At 64.8% G+C, this 15,812-nt stretch carries 20 protein-coding genes; 6 read left to right on the top strand and 14 right to left on the bottom strand.

All coding sequences use genetic code 11. The features are described from left to right. Nucleotides 1-31 precede the first annotated feature (31 nt). From arsM to BMY74_RS11935, 3 genes are read left to right on the top strand one after another with little or no spacing between them, the layout of a single operon-like run. Complete coding sequence (gene arsM / locus BMY74_RS11945; RefSeq protein ID WP_089914404.1) at nt 32-784, top strand: arsenite methyltransferase; 753 nt, start codon at nt 32-34, stop codon at nt 782-784. A 20-nt stretch (nt 785-804) separates the two neighbouring features. After that, nucleotides 805-1,401, top strand: coding sequence for a cadmium resistance transporter (locus tag BMY74_RS11940; RefSeq protein WP_089914402.1), 597 nt, complete (start codon nt 805-807; stop codon nt 1,399-1,401). A gap of 38 nt (nt 1,402-1,439) precedes the next feature. Beyond that, on the top strand, nt 1,440-2,174 hold the full coding sequence (locus tag BMY74_RS11935) for a class I SAM-dependent methyltransferase (protein ID WP_089914399.1): 735 nt from the start codon (nt 1,440-1,442) through the stop codon (nt 2,172-2,174). 173 nt (nt 2,175-2,347) lie between these two features. Here BMY74_RS11935 and BMY74_RS11930 read toward each other — a convergent pair whose 3' ends face one another. From BMY74_RS11930 to BMY74_RS11875, 12 genes are all read right to left on the bottom strand, one after another. After that, nucleotides 2,348-3,571 carry a tyrosine-type recombinase/integrase gene (locus tag BMY74_RS11930; RefSeq protein WP_089914396.1) on the bottom strand — a complete coding sequence of 408 codons (1,224 nt, stop codon included), beginning with the start codon at nt 3,569-3,571 and terminating at the stop codon, nt 2,348-2,350. After that, nucleotides 3,571-3,753, bottom strand: a complete 183-nt coding sequence (locus BMY74_RS11925; RefSeq protein WP_089914393.1) for a helix-turn-helix transcriptional regulator — start codon at nt 3,751-3,753, stop codon at nt 3,571-3,573. Before BMY74_RS11925 ends, BMY74_RS11930 begins: the two co-directional genes overlap by 1 nt. After that, on the bottom strand, nt 3,750-5,090 hold the full coding sequence (locus tag BMY74_RS11920; RefSeq protein WP_089914390.1) for a replication initiator: 1,341 nt from the start codon (nt 5,088-5,090) through the stop codon (nt 3,750-3,752). Before BMY74_RS11920 ends, BMY74_RS11925 begins: the two co-directional genes overlap by 4 nt. An 84-nt stretch (nt 5,091-5,174) precedes the next feature. Beyond that, complete coding sequence (locus tag BMY74_RS11915; protein ID WP_089914387.1) at nt 5,175-5,957, bottom strand: hypothetical protein; 783 nt, start codon at nt 5,955-5,957, stop codon at nt 5,175-5,177. An 8-nt stretch (nt 5,958-5,965) separates the two neighbouring features. Then, nucleotides 5,966-6,151, bottom strand: a complete 186-nt coding sequence (locus BMY74_RS11910; protein ID WP_089914385.1) for a hypothetical protein — start codon at nt 6,149-6,151, stop codon at nt 5,966-5,968. Next, nucleotides 6,151-6,465, bottom strand: a complete 315-nt coding sequence (locus tag BMY74_RS11905; protein WP_245786063.1) for a WhiB family transcriptional regulator — start codon at nt 6,463-6,465, stop codon at nt 6,151-6,153. The genes BMY74_RS11910 and BMY74_RS11905 overlap by 1 nt, the downstream gene beginning before the upstream one ends. Beyond that, nucleotides 6,462-6,926, bottom strand: a complete 465-nt coding sequence (locus tag BMY74_RS11900; protein ID WP_089914382.1) for a hypothetical protein — start codon at nt 6,924-6,926, stop codon at nt 6,462-6,464. Before BMY74_RS11900 ends, BMY74_RS11905 begins: the two co-directional genes overlap by 4 nt. A 48-nt stretch (nt 6,927-6,974) precedes the next feature. Beyond that, the gene (locus BMY74_RS11895; RefSeq protein WP_245786062.1) at nt 6,975-8,345 is read right to left on the bottom strand and encodes an FtsK/SpoIIIE domain-containing protein; all 1,371 of its coding nucleotides are present in this window, start codon (nt 8,343-8,345) and stop codon (nt 6,975-6,977) included. Nucleotides 8,346-8,424: 79 nt separating this feature from the next. Next, nucleotides 8,425-8,610, bottom strand: coding sequence for a hypothetical protein (locus tag BMY74_RS11890; protein WP_089914379.1), 186 nt, complete (start codon nt 8,608-8,610; stop codon nt 8,425-8,427). Between the two features lie 3 nt (nt 8,611-8,613). After that, nucleotides 8,614-8,880 carry a hypothetical protein gene (locus BMY74_RS11885; RefSeq protein ID WP_245786061.1) on the bottom strand — a complete coding sequence of 89 codons (267 nt, stop codon included), beginning with the start codon at nt 8,878-8,880 and terminating at the stop codon, nt 8,614-8,616. Continuing rightward, complete coding sequence (locus BMY74_RS11880) at nt 8,877-9,089, bottom strand: hypothetical protein (RefSeq protein WP_089914373.1); 213 nt, start codon at nt 9,087-9,089, stop codon at nt 8,877-8,879. Before BMY74_RS11880 ends, BMY74_RS11885 begins: the two co-directional genes overlap by 4 nt. A gap of 193 nt (nt 9,090-9,282) precedes the next feature. Then, on the bottom strand, nt 9,283-9,672 hold the full coding sequence (locus BMY74_RS11875; protein ID WP_089914370.1) for a hypothetical protein: 390 nt from the start codon (nt 9,670-9,672) through the stop codon (nt 9,283-9,285). 124 nt (nt 9,673-9,796) lie between these two features. On the opposite strand from BMY74_RS11875, the gene BMY74_RS11870 reads away from it, so the two are divergent. After that, nucleotides 9,797-10,198 (top strand): GntR family transcriptional regulator, encoded by a 402-nt coding sequence (locus BMY74_RS11870; protein WP_089915639.1) that lies wholly within the window; start codon nt 9,797-9,799, stop codon nt 10,196-10,198. A gap of 218 nt (nt 10,199-10,416) precedes the next feature. Here BMY74_RS11870 and BMY74_RS11865 read toward each other — a convergent pair whose 3' ends face one another. Next, nucleotides 10,417-10,791 (bottom strand): hypothetical protein, encoded by a 375-nt coding sequence (locus BMY74_RS11865; protein WP_177229706.1) that lies wholly within the window; start codon nt 10,789-10,791, stop codon nt 10,417-10,419. Between the two features lie 178 nt (nt 10,792-10,969). On the opposite strand from BMY74_RS11865, the gene BMY74_RS11860 reads away from it, so the two are divergent. Further along, nucleotides 10,970-12,499 (top strand): helix-turn-helix domain-containing protein, encoded by a 1,530-nt coding sequence (locus tag BMY74_RS11860; protein WP_177229705.1) that lies wholly within the window; start codon nt 10,970-10,972, stop codon nt 12,497-12,499. On the opposite strand, the gene BMY74_RS11855 is transcribed toward BMY74_RS11860, so the two are convergent. Continuing rightward, a complete protein-coding gene (locus BMY74_RS11855) occupies nt 12,496-13,311 on the bottom strand; it encodes a hypothetical protein (RefSeq protein ID WP_143091546.1) in 816 nt (271 codons plus the stop codon). The genes BMY74_RS11860 and BMY74_RS11855 overlap by 4 nt on opposite strands. 366 nt (nt 13,312-13,677) lie before the next feature. Between BMY74_RS11855 and BMY74_RS11850 the strand changes: the two genes are divergently transcribed. Further along, nucleotides 13,678-15,345, top strand: coding sequence for a GmrSD restriction endonuclease domain-containing protein (locus BMY74_RS11850; RefSeq protein ID WP_089914364.1), 1,668 nt, complete (start codon nt 13,678-13,680; stop codon nt 15,343-15,345). Nucleotides 15,346-15,812: the final 467 nt, after the last annotated feature.

The raw sequence follows: 15,812 nt of genomic DNA, 5'->3' as shown, positions 1-15,812 counted from the left end.
CGACATCGATACAACGACGTGAGGGGCAGAGATGAGCGAGTCGTCAACCGACCTGCGGGAGGTCGTGCGCCAGCGCTACGCCGCGGCAGCCGTGAAGGTGACCGACGGCGGCACGGCGTGTTGTGGACCCCAGCCGATCGAGACCGACGAGAACTTCGGCTCGACCCTCTACGCCGCCGACGACCGCGAAGCCCTGCCGGCCGAGGCCGTCGCGGCCTCGCTCGGGTGCGGCAACCCGACCGCCGTCGCCGAGCTGAACGAGGGCGAGCGCGTCCTGGACCTCGGTTCCGGAGGCGGGATCGACGTCCTGCTCTCCGCCCGCCGCGTCGGCCCGACCGGCAAGGCCTACGGCCTCGACATGACCGAGGAGATGCTGGCCCTGGCGTTGGCCAACACCGCCAAGGCGGGCGTGACGAACGTCGAGTTCCTGAAGGGCGACATCGAGGCGATCCCGTTGCCCGCCGGCACGATCGACGTCGTGATCTCCAACTGCGTGATCAACCTGTCGACCGACAAGCCCGCCGTGTTCGCCGAGACGTTCCGCGTCCTCAAGCCCGGTGGCCGGATCGGTGTCTCGGATGTCGTCTCCGACGACGACCTGACGCCAGGGCAGCGGGCCGAGCGCGGCAGCTACGTCGGGTGCATCGCCGGGGCGCTGTCGTTCACCGAGTACCGGGAAGGCCTCGAGGCGGCGGGCTTCACAGGCGTGGAGATCACGCCGACCCACGAGGTGGCGGACGGGATGCACTCCGCGATCGTCCGTGCGGTCAAGCCCGGCCGCTGAGGTCTGTGCAATCGTTGATCATGGATGTGGGCACGATCGGCAGGGCGGCAGGACTGTTCGCCGTCACCAACGTCGACGACATCGTGATCCTGGCGCTGTTCTTCGCCCAAGGCGCCGGCCACCGCGGCACGACCCGCACCATCGCGCTCGGCCAGTACTTCGGTTTCGCGGGCATCCTCGCGGTCGCCGTCGCAGCGGCTTTCGGCGCGACGTTCCTGCCGGAGGCGGCCGTCCCGTACCTCGGTCTGCTGCCCCTGGCGCTCGGCGTCAAGGCCGCCGTCCAGGCGTGGAGGCACCGCAACGACCCCGACGAGGAGCGGAACGCGGAGGGCGGCGGTCCGACGGCTCTGGCCGTCGCCGCCGTCACCTTCGCCAACGGCGGCGACAACATCGGCGTCTACGTGCCGGTGTTCGCCACCTCTGGGCCAGGTGGCATGGCGGTCTACGTGACCGTGTTCCTGGTCCTGGTCGCCGTGTGGGTCGCGGCGGGCCGGTTCTTCGCCACGCGCCCGGCCGTCGCCGCGGTGCTGTCGAGGTGGGGGCACGTCGTCCTGCCCGTGGTGCTGATCGGGATCGGCGTGCTCATCCTCGTGGAGGGCGGCGCCTTCGGGCTGTAGAACGGCACCGCTGATCGACAAGTCGGCAGTATGGCGACATGTCTTCCGAAACCCGGAGTTCCACCGACGTCGCCGTGGAGAACGACTACGACCTCTTCGCCGAGGGGTACGCGGCCGTGAACGAGACCAGCCTCCTCAACGCGTACTACACCCTGCCCGCGATCGTGAACCTGGCCGGCGACGTCACCGGCCGGCGGATCCTGGACGCCGGGTGCGGCTCCGGCCCCACGTCCAAGGCGCTGCGCGACAAGGGCGCCGTCGTGGCAGGCTTCGACCGCAGCGCGAAGATGGTGGAGCTGGCCCGGCAACGCCTCGGCGACGACGCGGACCTGCGGGTGGCGGACATCAGTCAGCCGCTGCCGTACCCCGACGCCGCGTTCGACGACTGCGTCGCCGCCCTGGTCCTGCACTACCTGGAGGACTGGGCGTCACCGCTGGCCGAGCTGCGGCGGGTGCTGAAGCCCGGTGGCCGGCTGATCATGGCCGTCAACCACCCGCTCCTGCTCCCGCTCATCAATCGCAAGGCCAACTACTTCGCGACCACCAAATGGACCGACGAGTACGACTTCAACGGTCAGAAGGCCACGCTCACCTACTGGCACCGGCCTCTGCACGCGATGACGGACGCCTTCACCGCTGCGGGCTTCCGCACGGCCGTCATCAGCGAGCCGCCCGCGGCGCCGGAGGCCCGTGAGCTCTTCCCCGACGAGATGGCGGAGTTCCCGAACGGGGCCTTCCTGAGCTTCGTGTTCTTCGTCCTGGAAGCCGCCTGACCCAAAAAGAAACGACGCTGACCGGCGAAAGAGGTCTTCGCTGGTCAGCGTCGTTCACAAAGCAAAGGGCTCAGCCCTGCTTGGTCTCCCAGAAGATCTTGTCGATTTGTCCGGGAACCTGCCTTGACCTGCACTTACGGGTCCTGGCGGAGGCTTGGGCCGTCTCCGGGCCGTCAGCCGCGGAGTTGGCTCAGGAACCCGTCAATCACGCCCTTGGTCCGAGGGATGTTCTCGGGGATCAGGTGCGTGTAGGTCGCAAGGGTGAACGCGGGGTCCGCGTGCCCGAGCAGTTCCGACACGGTCTTGATCGACTCGCCGCCGTCGAGCAGGACCGAGGCGTACAGGTGGCGCAGGTCGTGCATGCCGTTCTCGTAACGACCTGCGGGCACCCCAGCCCCGACGAGCGCGGGCTTCCAGTAGTTCCGGTCGAAGTCGTTCGCCCGGATCGGGAGCCCCCTCATCGACGTCATGATCAGCTCGACTGTCACCAGCGGACCGTCTGGCGTTTCCCACGGCAGAGTGATTCGGATCGGCGGGAACCGCTCGATGTGTTCGTCGATCGTGCGTTCGACGTGGTCCGGAAGCGGCACACTGCGGGTCTTCTTGTTCTTGGGCAACGCGAAGACGAGCGTGTTCCTCACGGTCTTGAGCTGCCGGACGATGTGCACTTCTCGCCCCTCGCGGTCGATGTCCTCCACCGCGACCCCGAAGCACTCACCCTGGCGCATACCGAGCCCTGCACCGAGGTCCGTCCCGACTCGAAAGCGCTCGGGCAAGCCCCGTCGAACGGCCGAGACGCGGGCGGCCGGCCACGGCACGACCTTCTTCTTGGTCGGCTTCGGCTTCTTGACCGACTTGCCCTCACACGGGTTCTTGTCGATCACCTCATCATCGACAGCAGCGTTCAGGACCGCCGACAGGTTCATGAACAGCGTGTGCCGGTACTGGTCCGACAGCTTGTCCTTGCGGAGCTTGCTGTCCCACGACCTCAGAGCCGACGCGTTAATCTCATCGAGCGGCTTCTCTCCGAGGTGCGGAAAGATGTGCTTCCTGAACCTCATCTCCAGCACCTCGCGTGAGGCCTCATCCATGTCGTGGTCAGCGACGTAGTCCGACGCGAACGACTTCAGGTCAGGCATCCCCTTCGACTTCTTGGAAGCTTGTGGAGCTTCGTAGATGCCGAGCGTGATCTTCGCTTCGGTGGTGTTGATCCACTCCTGAGCTGCCTTGTCCTGACCGTCTGCGAAGCTCTCGGAGATCTCGCCGCCGTCAGGCCCGATCACCCGAGCCCGGTAGCGCTTCCCAACACCGCAACGCGAAGTTGGTTGCTGCACGGTCTTCTTGGGGTTGTTCGGGTCCTTGACAGTGGTGAACCACCGGTCCTGTACGTGGCCCATCACGCCACCTCCGCCGGTTGCGCGAGGTACCAGGCCCGAACCTCGTCCGGGTCCCACCGGACGTGCTTGCCGACGCGTCGACCCTTGGGGCCGTACTTCTTGGTTCGCCAGCCGTAGACCGTGGCCACGGTGACCCGGAGGTACGCGGCGACTTGGCCGACGTCCCACAGTTGCTCACTCATGCCGCTACCTCCCTTTCGTACTTGCGCAGGCGTTGAGCTCGGACCCGCTCGGCGATGCCGGCTGCGAGCTCGCGTTCCGCGTCGTTGTCGTAGCCGGACCCGGCGTACTGCCAGTCGTTGACGACGATCACGGCGTCCGGGTCGAGGTCGAGGCGTTCGAACATCTCGCGAGTGCGGAAAGTGCGGCGTTCCTCGCGAATGGCGCGGAACGTGGTCGAGTAGTGCTTGGACTTCGTGAGGAAGTGGCCGCGGAACCCGAGCATGTGCGCCCACTTGCGCAGGTTCAGTTCCTCGAAGTCGGCTAGGCCACCGAGGTCCCAGGCGGTCTGCACCATCCGCCGGTGGTGCTCGGAGATGTGTAGGACGTCGATGTCCAGCTGGGAGCGGATCGGCCGTTCCGCCGTGTCTTTCGCTCCTGTGCCCTTGGTGGCGTACTTGGCGACGTAGCCCGCCAACCGGGCCTCACTGATCTCCCCGAACTCGTCCTCCACCTGGGAGGCGTTGGCCGCCCGAATGCCCCTGGTGTCGACCTGTTCGCCCCAGAGGAGGCGCAGCGTCGAGCCGTCTGGCCGCGTGGTGTCGATCCCGACCGAGCGAGCCGCGGCCTTGATGCAGTCGCCGAGCAGTTCGGCCGTGGCCCACGCCGGGGTGGGGTCGTGTGAGCCGTCCGGTCCGTCGACGCGAACGACCGCGTGGAAGTGGACGAGGCCTCGCCGCTGGTATTCGGCGACCTTGGCGTACGAGAGCCGGGCGTGGTGCTTGAACTCGGAGACCTTCAGGCCGGCCGCGCCAGCGAGCTTGCGGCGCAGGGCGATGGTGAACCGATGCCACAGCTTGCCCGCGTGTGCCTGCCAGAGCACCGCGCCGGTGTAGTCGTAGGTGGCGGGGTCGACGGCGCCACCGAGGCGGGGATCGTCGCCGTGGTGCCATTCGCCGCAGCCCGTGCAGGGCCGGACCTTGCCCGACGTGGTGGTTGGTCGGTTGTGGACCGGCCCGAACGACGGCGCGGTGAGTGTGGCGAACACCCGAGGCTTCTCGGAGACGTCCGCGGGAACGCCCTTGCTGCCACCGGCCAGGCCCGCGTGCATCAGGTGGTAGGCGTCGGCCGCGTACCGGTCGGAGCAGGCGGGGCAGACCGACTCTCGGCGGTTGCCGCACGGGACCATGACGTCCCCGCCGATGTGTTCGATCACGCCGCCGTTGAGGTCCTGGAGTTGGAAGGCGCCGGACAGCCGGATGGGCGCGGCGCAACCACCGATTGCGGTCACCCGGTCTCGCCACGCCCGGAAGTCGACCGCCTTGACGCGCGCGGAGATGCGGTCTTCCAGAGTGAGCACGGATGACGCTCCTTCCGTTGTGCAGAAACGAAAAGGCGGGGCACGACCGGTGTTCTGGTCATGCCCCGCGTAGATCGAGATAGGTCAGGCCGCAAGCTGTGCGGCGATGCGTTCTGCGTAGTCCGCAGGCACGTTGAGCGCGTCCTGGACGTCCTGCGCGGTCAGCGCACGGCCTTGGTTGCGGACCTCGTTCGCCTTGGCGTCCAACGCGCCCTGGAGGTGTCCAGGAAGCCGCAGGGCAGTCCGAGTGGGTGCCAGGGCAGCAACAGGGTTGTTGGAAGCGGGAGCGACGACCTGAGCGGCCAGATCACGCGCGGCGTTGCAGCGCTGCTGAATGACCGGCATGACTTCGGCCAGCAGGAACACCACGAGCGGGATCACGAGGTGGAGGAACACCATCCCGGCGTTGATCTGCCCGTCTGGAGGCCGCAGGGACGACCACACGTTGGTGACGAGCGTGGCCCCGAGCAGCACCCGCTTGAGCCACTTGACGGGCCGGTCATCGACCGCCAGACCGTGAGAGAGCATCTGCGCTTCCCACCGCAGGAGCGTGATCAGGATTCCGGCGAAGGCCGGTTCCACGAGCCACGCGCCCCACCACATCGGGTCAGACGGCCCGAGATGCCCGGAGAGAAAGGCTTGGACGCCGGTTGCGGTGAAGGCGAGGCCGCACGTCATGAAGCACCACATGGAGCGCGTCACCGAGACCCGGAAGCGGTCTGCCCGCACGGCCGTCAGCAAGGGGTTCGCGGCGAGCTGGTGGATGTCCTGCGCCTCATCGAGCTGCGCCCGCAGGCGCCGAACGGTCCGAGTCTCGCGAGGTTCGGAGGACTCGTTTTCTTTGGTGTGCTTGGACTTCTCGGGCACCAGGCCACCTACTTCCCGTATGCGGCCTTGCGGAGCAGGGTCCCGAGCCAGAGCAGTTCGGCAACGAGCACCAGGAGCCCAACGAGGCCGAACAGCAGGTACATGCACAGCAGCGAGGCGGCAGCGGCGAGCACGATGTGAGCGGCACGGGCGAAGCTGCGGAGGTTGACCGGGACGGCGAGTACGAGCTTCATCAGGCCACGTCCTTTGCGTTCCTGGGCGGGTAGTGGATGCGGCGGCGTTCGGCGCCGGACAGGCCGCCCACGACGCCGAAGGCGTTGTCTCGGTACCGAGCGGGGCCGTTCGCTTCCCAACTCAGCTGGTTCTCACGGCACTCAGCGAGTACCGGGCAGGAGGCGCACACCGCCTTGGCAGCGGCCGTCCGACTGGGCGTGTGGAACAGAGTCGGATCGGTGTCGGAGCAGGCGGCCTGTTCGCGCCAGGCAGGCGGTTCACCGCCGAACAAGAGCTTCATCAGCACGCGGTAGCCGTGCGGTTCGGTGTTCACGCGGCCACCGCCAACGGCGAGGACGGGCTACGACGCGCGGCCTGGACGACCTGGGCGACCTCATCGAAGGTGACCTGTTCCGGCGTGCACGCGGAGAGCCGGAAGGCGTTCGCGAGCACTGCCGCCGAGTTGGACTTGAGCTTGCCGCCCAGCTCGACCACCGAGGCCGACGCGGCCAGCCCCAGCGTGATTCCGGAGCCGGTCCGTCCGGTCGCCGCGACCGACAGAGTTCCCGCGGCTTGCAGCGACCAGGTCAGCTCGACACCGTGCAGCGAGGCCGCCCAGACCAGCAGGCACGCGAGCCGGTCAGGCGCGGTGCCAGAGGTGAACTCGGCGTGCACCGAGCCGGACGGCGTGGAGATGACCAGGCGGTCCGGACGGGGCAGGCCGAGCGTGCGGATGTGGCCGCGGATCGAGCGGAGCAGGCCGTCCAGGCGTCGAGGTGCGCTGTTTTCGGGCATGACAAGACCTCCACGATTAGTGGCGAAAAGCGTTGGGATGAAAGAAGGTCAGGCGATCGAGCGGATGGAGCCGGTCTGTCCGTTGCGGACGAACTCCACGAGTTCGCGGATGTTGTCGTCCGTCGTGTACGCCGCACGGACCCGACGAGGGACGCGAGAGCGTTCGTCGGTGCGGTAGCCGATGCCGGCCGTTTCGGGCACGGCGGGGATTTGATCGGCGATGGCGCCTCGTTCGCGTGCACCCTCACCCAGCACCATGTCTGGGTGCGTCGGCGAGGTGGCCCGCAGGCACACGCGGTTGGGGAACAGGTCCCGGATCTTCAGCGTGTCCTTATCCGGTTCCTGGATGTAGGCGTCCGCCACGTGGTTGGTCGCCCGCCCCATCGAGGTACCGCGAGCCAGCAGGGCCGTGATCTCTCGGGCGTACTCCGGCCGGTAGGCGACCAGGGAGCCGATCTCGTCCACGATCAGCAGGTTGAGCGGATACTCACGCGACGGCTGGACCGACCGCAAGCCCGCCCGCTGCATCCGCTTCTGGGTGCGCTCCATGTCATCCACCCAGGCCTCGATCAGCTCCAGGCAATCGCCCGCGTCATCGGCGTAGCGGTTCTCCGTGATCGGCTTGATGGCCGCGAACTCCAGGTACTTCGGGTCGCAGACCCACAGGCGGACGATGCCGTCCCTGATCAGCGGCGCCATCGAGCGCAGCTTGGCGAACGCCAGTGAGTTCTTGCCCGACCCGGTACCGCCCGCCGTCAGGGTGTGCGTGCCCTGCACGGGTTCGGTCCAGTCGCCGCCGTACTCGTCCTCACCCAGCAGCACCGCCCGCAGATCGACGTCTTCGGAGTGCTCGGGCATGTCCGGCGCCGGGATGATGTCCGTGAACGGTTCGTCCCGTTGGACCACGAGCGCCACATAACCAGGCTTCACCAGCTCGATTGCGATGCGCTCAGCCTCGATCGCGTGCGCCAGCTCTTCGGCCTGGCGGGCGAAGTGCATCGGTGACTGGCCCTTGGCGAGCTTCACCAACACGGTGTCGATCGATGGCGAGTACGAGCGGACACGCACCACGCGCGGGTAGTTCGTGACCTTCTTTCGGCGGTGCTCGGTTGTGAGCTTGTGGACGTCCATAAGGTCTCGCCAGCGTCCCCCGGAGTAGGCGCCGAACCACCGACGCTGCCAGGCCCTCAGTACCGGGGCCGCCAAGGTGTCGAAGGAGTCCGGGTGACCCCGGTACCAAAGCCCGGTCGCACCAGCCGCGCCGCCGAGCACGTAGCCGGTGGTCGTCGGTCCGAGCGTGCAGGCACCGGCCGCGACAGCCGACGGCGCGAGCATCCATTCCGGGTTCCTGGCCAGCCACCGCGCCGCGCGGAACTCGGCGGCCACGACGCGTTTGCTTGCGTTCCACTTCCAACCCACTGTTGAACTCCTTGGTAGATGCACGACGGCCGACCCTCGAACGTGTCGAAGATCGGCCGCCGCGTTGATCAGTGTGGATCTAGTCCTTGGGCAGCTGCCCGCGGGCGTAGGACGCTTCCGTGGTCAGCACGCTGACCGAGCGGACGAACCGGCGCCGCAGGTCCGTGAAGCCCTCACGGCGAACCGGGATGCCGTCCATTGCCGTGCGGAGCTGCTTCATCGCCTGGTCCAGGTTGGACACGACGTTGTCGAGCTGGTGAGACATCGGTCAGGCTCCCCACTCCTTGGCCTTCAAATTGATCTCGTGCCGCTTGGCTTGGTCGCGAAGTGTGCTGAGGTCGTTCCGCGCGGTTCGCAGGTAACCCTTGAGCTGGTCGGGTGTTGCGACTCGCCAGCTACCGGCCTTGCCAGGCTTCTCGCTCATGCTGTTGATGAGCTTTTCCAGCGGTACCAACAGCTCCTCAACGAAGTCCATCGCGCCGACGAACGCGCCGTACCGCTGCTGAGCGCGCTCGTTCAACATCTCTTGGATCAACTGGCCAACCTCTCAGTCCTCGTGTCGCCCACGTAGATGAAGCGGTACAGCGCTTGCTGCAACTCCAGGTGGTCTCGCCAGCTCTGGCCGACGCCCGGAAAGCCATGCTTTGTAAGGACTTCGCCGACCTCGTGGACGAAGCCGAACGTGAAGCGCGGGTCGTCGCCGTCCGGGTCGGTGAGTTTGATCGGGTACGAGCGCTCATCCATGCCGAAACTCCTTTCGGGAGGCACGGCAAACCCAGGAACGAAGGCGTACCTGGGTTCACCGAATCTCTCGGAGCACGCGAAATGCTCCGGATTTAGGCATGGTTCGACTCACTGTGTAATTCTCAAAGAACAAATTGAGTGCCCTGGCCCGACTCGAAGCGGGCGACCGGCCTACCGGGCAGGGCTTGCGGGACTAAGCCGCGGGAACCGACACGATCCGTGCCGCAGGGGTCAGGCCGTCGGCCTTGAACCACAGGCCGGAGGCGGTGATCTTCCCGTCGTCCCCGCGCATCTCGTAGGTGTTGATCACGGGGTTGATCAGCTCGATGTAGTCGCCCTCCTCGAACCCCTCGCCGGGGTCACGGGGGAGGTTGACGCGGATCTCCTCGCCCTTCGCCTTGCGGCGGCCCTCCATCGGTCGGGGCTTGGCGAACAGCACCACCACGAACTGCTCTTCGTTCGTGTGGCGGTCGATCACGGGCACCAGCTGCCCGCCGTCGAGTTCGCGCATCTTCACGCACGGCGCTTCGGTGATCATGAGCTTGTAGTGGGTCAGGATCACCGGGATGTCGTTCAGAGCCACGTTGGTACCTCTCGCAGTAGGACTTGCTCTATCAGTACTACCAACATAGCTAGTAGAGCTAGAAGAGTCACTGGTCCGATCGGGTGATATTCAGCTTTGCTAGCTTTGTCGCTACAGTGTGTGCATGGCTCTTGATCCCGCGGACCCGCGGCCGGCGTATCAGCAGATTGCTGATGACCTGCGTCGATTCGTCGCGACTGACGCTGTTCAGGTGGGGGACAAGCTGCCGTCTCTGGCGGAGTTGCAGACGAAGTACGGTCGCGCCGTCATGACCCTTCAGAAGGCCTTGGACGTCCTGCGGGCCGAGGGACTGGTGATCTCGCGCCAGGGCGAAGGCACCATCGTGGTGAAAAAGCCCGAAGCCCACACGGAGGAGCCCGAAGGTGGCTCCCCGCATGAGCTTCGGGAGATTCTGGGGAAGATCAGCGGTGCGCTGGACGACCTCAGCCGGCGTGTTTCTGCGGTCGAGGCCGAGGTTTTTGGCTCCACTTCAGACGATCCTCAATCCGCGTCAGACGCTCGTTGAGGTCTTCGACCTGGGCCACCAGCTTCGTGGACAAGGCGTGCAACTCCCGCAGGTCCTCAGCTGTCCATCCGGTTCCAGACACCGTGCTTCCCCCGTCTCCTACAGGCCGTTCTTCTTGCGTGTCGGCTGCTCTGCCCTCCAGGCGGAAAACCGTTGCCAGCCAACGATTGCCGCGTACGTCACTGCGAATGACGCGAGTGCTTCGGCAGCACGGCTGATCACCTCTGCTCGCCCGCCTCGATCACGAGTGGGTTCTCGTCATCGGGCCACGTGTCGTCATCGCGAAGCGCGTGACGGCTTTCCGTCCGCTCCGCGACCTCAGCAGGTGTGGTGCCTACTTGAGCTGCCAAGCTCTCGAAGTCGAGTGGTGCCAGCCGCGTGAGGCCGTCGAGACGATCCGCGTAGAGCCGCGCCGCGTCCCCGAGCTGCCGCGCGAACGCGATCGTGAGCGAGGGTCCGTCCTGGCGTCCCGGCGACTGCACCGTGATCTGTGAGCCCCCACAGCTGATGATCAGCGCCGGGTGCCCCTGGACGTGCTCGACGAACTCCACTCGTGCGTCCTCTTCGGGCTGCACCAGCACGTAGAACCCCATCGGGTTTCACCTCCATGTTCTGGTCCTGGTGAAACCACATTCGCCCGCGCGGAGCATCGATCCAATATCAACTACCGATAGCCGTATCGCTGACATCGATAAGTCCAGGTTAGGGGCGTATCCGACCCGCTACACTCGGTTGGTATCCGGGGGTTGACCAGCACGGGAGGGGTGGCGTTTGAGTTCCGCGAAGCGCCGTTGCCGCACCTGCGACACCCTCTTGGCGGCCGATCGCATGGGGTCCCTGTGTGGCCGGTGCGAGGCAGCTCAGGCCGCGCACGCGCCGGTGCAGCGCCCGGAGTTCTGGGAGCAGCCGGAGATTCAAGCGGCCCTGCGGTCCCGCAGCATCGGCCAGCTCTTCCGCGCCTACCGCCAGGCGCACAGCCCGATCCTGCCGCAGTCGACCTTGGCCGCGTGGCTCGACGTCACGCAGGGCCAGGTGAGCGTCATCGAACGCCGTCGACGCCCCGAGTCGGACCTCGAACGTCTTGAGCGCTGGTGCAACGCCTTGAAGGTTCCGCAGAACCTGCGTTGGTTCCGTGCGGACGCAACTTCTCGCGATGCGGAAACCCAAGCACCGCAAGAGAAATCACTTTCCGACCTTGGTCTTGCATATGCCGCCTCCCTTCCGGCTACGGTGGAAGTCGTAGCCGAGCTTGGGAGGCACGACATGGAACGCCGAACCTTCCTGTCCAGCGCACTGTTCTCCGTCGCCGCATCGGTCGCGCCAAGTCGAGACTGGTTGCTCGCCACGCTCGACGAGGCGACCACGGCAACCGGCAAGATCAGCACGCAGCAGGTAGAGGCGATCCGCCGCACGTTCGGCGTGTTCCAGGAGCTTGACGTTATGCGCGGCGGCGGCCACGCCCGTGAACAGCTCGCGGCCTACCTGACCTCGCACGTTGTCCCGCTGCTGAAGTCGAACGACCCGACAACGCCCAATGGCCAATCCCTCTACGAGGCAGCCGCGGAGCAGCTGTACCTGCTCGGATGGATGGCGTTCGACAACGGCGAGCACTCGCTTGCACAGCGCTACTTGATCCAGTCGCTCCGCCTGGCGCAAGCCGCGGGAAGCCCGGAGCTTGGCGCCCACGTTCTGGCCGGCCTTTCGGATCAGGCGACGCTCACCGGCAACCCGGAGCACGCCGTCCAGCTCGCCAAGGCCGGACGCGCCGGGCTGTTGGCCAAGGGGCACTCGGACGCGTGCCTTGCCGACCTGTACGCGTTGCAAGGTCGCGCCGAAGCGGCGATGGGTGATGGAAAGGCCGCAGCACGGAGCGTCCACCTGTCGGAGACCGCGTTCGAGAACGTCAAGCCCGAGGACGAGCCGGAGTGGGCGCGGTTCATCGACCCGGCGTACCTGAACGGCGAGTACGCCCACGTCTTCCGCGATCTCGAACGAGCCGAGGAGGCTTCGCACTTCGCAGGGCTTTCGATCGCCGAGGCGGAGCGGCAGAACCGGGCGCGTCGTGGCTCGATGGCGCAGGCAGCGCTTGCCCGAGCGGCGATTGACTCCCGCGACCTGGAGGCCGCCGCATCCGCAGGCATGGCCGCCGCCAAGCTTGCAGCCACGGTGAAGTCATCGCGATCGGTCGAAGCCGTTTCGGATCTTCGCGTCCGGCTTCGGGAGCATGCCGAGTCCCCAGCAGTGCGAGACTTCTTGGACGTCTCCGGCGCACTGCTCCCCGCGATGCGCCCTCAAAGCTAGCTAGATAGAACCAGCGGCTTGTCCAGTCGCTTTTCCCTGAGCGCGTCAACCACCTGGCGGTGATACGCGGCGCGCTCCTGGGTCCAGCGTTCAATCCACCTGTTGGCGGGTGACGTTGGCGGGTCTGCATACTTCAAGACCGCAAGTGCGATATCTACCGCTCGCCCGCTCGTAACCGCGTTGAACTTGCAACACTCGGCGCCCGTATAAAATCCCGCCGGATGTTCTTGAGCTGGCTCCGATTCGGTGTAGGGATGAGCCGCTTGGTCCCTGAGTTCGAAGAGCCAGGCGAGGTCATGTTGTAGTCGTGAGTGTTCGCTATCGCTCATTCCGAACGCCAGTTTGAATGCGCTGCTCAACATCAGATGCCGCTTGTTGGGCTTCGTAGTGGGAGCGGGAAGCAAGTACTTGATGTCTCCGAAGAACGCTTCGACGGTGTAGGCCGACGAGGTCACAGCGACCAGGGATGCGCGGAACTCGCGCAGGATGGCATCTGACTTAGCCTTGGCCAGGAGTTCGGGGAAGGCCTCACGGGCGAGAAGTTCATGCTCAACGGCGACCTCCAGCCAACGGGCCCACATGATCTGGTGCATCGCGACGTGAGTACCGGGGAGCCGTTTTCCTCGGCGGATGTCTTCTTGCCGATGGGCCGTCCGGTACTCAGAGAAGGCATGTTGAAGGTCCTTCTTCTCGCTGTCGGACTTAGCCGCCGCGAGTGCCGCCTCGTAGGCCTCTCCAGCGTCCTTGAACGCCTCTTGTCTTGTGACCCACTCGCGCCGCTCTTGCTCCCTAGTGCTCTCCTGGTAGACCACGTTGTGACTATCCCACGGTAACTGCCACCAGTGCATGTCAGATATAGCGCGCGAGCCAGAGACCTCGTGTTCAGAGTTTCTTTTCTTCATCAAGGCGGCCCCTGCGGGGCCGCTCGGCCGCACTGTGCTGATCCCGACCGGCAGGGGCTTAACGGCCCCGCCTCTATGTCGCTCGGGCAAGCGGGCGGGGCCCGGCCTTCGGCCACCCACCCGCGCCCGGCGACGGGAGGTAGGGCCTACCCCGGCCGGCCGGGGCAGCGGCCGACCGGCCCCACAGGAACCGCGAAGATCAAGATTCTTGGGGCGGCTTGGCGTGTCGCCTGATGAGACCTACATCTTCCTTCAGAGTCCGAATAAGCTGCCGGGATGAGTGACAGCGACGCCGCCGCAAAGCCCTCGTTTCGCGATCCGAGACCCTCTCCGGAGCGGTTGACTCAACTAGCGCAGAGGGTTCTGTCGGGGGACATACTTCTTCCGCGATTCCAGCGGCAGTTCGTATGGAAGCGATCACAGATTATCGACTTGCTTGATTCGGTTCGGCGAAACTACCCAATCGGAAGCCTCCTGCTCTGGCAGACTCGTCAAAAGCTGGCAAGCGAGAGAAGTATCGCCGATCTGGAGATCAATGAAACGAAGCCAGACTATCCGGTGAACTACTTGCTCGATGGTCAGCAGAGGCTATCGACTATATGTGGAGCCCTGTACTGGTCGGGCACAAAAGCAGACAGCGTCTGGAACCTCGCCTTCGACCTACGCAGTGGCAGATTTATTCACCTGGATACGCTCGACGAGCAACCTGCGCATATAATTCCGACCAGATTTCTGGCCAACCCGTCGGAATATTTCATGCGCGTCATAACCACTTCGGCGGAAATGCAAGCCGAAGCCAGGGCGCTGTTCGACAGATTCACTGATTATCAGACGGCGGTTGTAACGCTCGGCGACATGTCGATCCAGGATGTCGGTCCGGTGTTCGAGAGGATCAACAGTACCGGAACCCGACTCACTATCGTTGATCTAATGCGAGCGGCTACCTGGTCGCCTGAGTTTGATCTCGTGGATAAGATCGATGCGATCTTGGTAGAGCTTGAGCCGAAAAGATTTGCAAAGATCGAGCGCAAGACCATACTCCGCGCAGTCGCTGCGGCCTCTGGTTCTGGGTTCTCCGCCGAAGATATGGATGCCCTGCGGGACTTGGATGCAGATGGTTTGAATGATCTGGTCAAGAAAGTGACGGAGGCAGCCAAGCGGGCAGCCGACTTTCTTTCGACCCAGATTGGAGTGCCTGGCGATTCTGCGTTGCCATACGCGAATCAATTTGCCGTTCTTGCTGAGATATTCCGGCGGGTTCCGAGTCCCAGTAAGAAGCAGTATACCGCAATTCGAAAGTGGTTCTGGCTAACTACGTTCGCGAGCTACTTTGGTGGCTGGAACACGGGAAACATGGCGAGCGACTACGGCGCGGTTGAGGCGTTCGCCGCCGGTGCTGATGAAATTGAAAACTCGAGCGTGCCGCCTCAAGATTCAGTATGGAGGCAACGTGACTTCCGCTCTAATAGTGCGACCTCGAAAATGCTGGCACTGTTCTTGGCGCAGAAATCTCCAGTGGACCTACTGACTGGCCAAAAGATCGATGTCGGCAAGTCGCTATCGTGGGATAACGACAAAGAGTTTCACCACTTGTTTCCCCGCGCTTACGTCACTCGGGAGATTCCGGGTGGAAAGCCTAATAAGGTTGCAAATATCATTATGCTCACTTCTATTAGTAATATCAAGATCAGAGACCAAGCTCCCTCGGTCTACCTAGGTAAGCTTCGCGAAGAGCTCGGAGACGAAGAGTTCTATTCGCGGATGGGTGCGTCATTGGTTTCGAAGGAGGCGACAGACGCTGCGCTGGCGGACGACTACGACGCCTTCCTGCGGATCAGGGCCAAAGATCTTCAGGGGCTAGCGATGGAGCTCTCAGCCGTCAACGAGACTTCTGCGTCCCCTGACCTTGTAACTGATGACGACGACGTCGATACGACTGACTAGTGACAGTGTTGGGCAGGCTGTAGGCAACGCGCCGCGTGAAGCGCATGAGCCCTGGGTTTGGGACGCCTGGGTTGGGACGAGCGCCGACTGGCTAGCTTGATCGAGCTGGGTACGGCGCTCGGCTGCCGCGCCCATGGACAGCTCGCCGCCTTGACGGCGTCGACCAGCCCACAGGCTTGCCTACGGAACATGCACGGAACAGGGTGCGTCCGCGGAACGGCCGGCGGGACCACAGCCGCAGGTCACGGCCATGATCGGCTGATTATCCAAGCTCCGCACGATGGAGTTTGGTGTGCGCGAACCACTTCATAGAAGCGTGCGGATTCAGTGTGTGATTGCTACGTATCGGTTCTGAATGCGTTGGTAGAGGGATAGTGCCTGGTTGAACAGCGTGCGGGCTTGGTCGTTGTCGGACTCGGCCAATGCCAGTTGGCCGAGGTTGTTGAGGCTGTTGGCTTGGCCTAGGA

Source organism: Lentzea albida (assembly GCF_900111005.1).
In the GTDB taxonomy this organism is placed as follows: domain Bacteria; phylum Actinomycetota; class Actinomycetes; order Mycobacteriales; family Pseudonocardiaceae; genus Lentzea; species Lentzea albida.
Note: the sequence above shows the minus strand (reverse complement) of the source record. Positions and strands in the feature narration are given on the sequence as shown.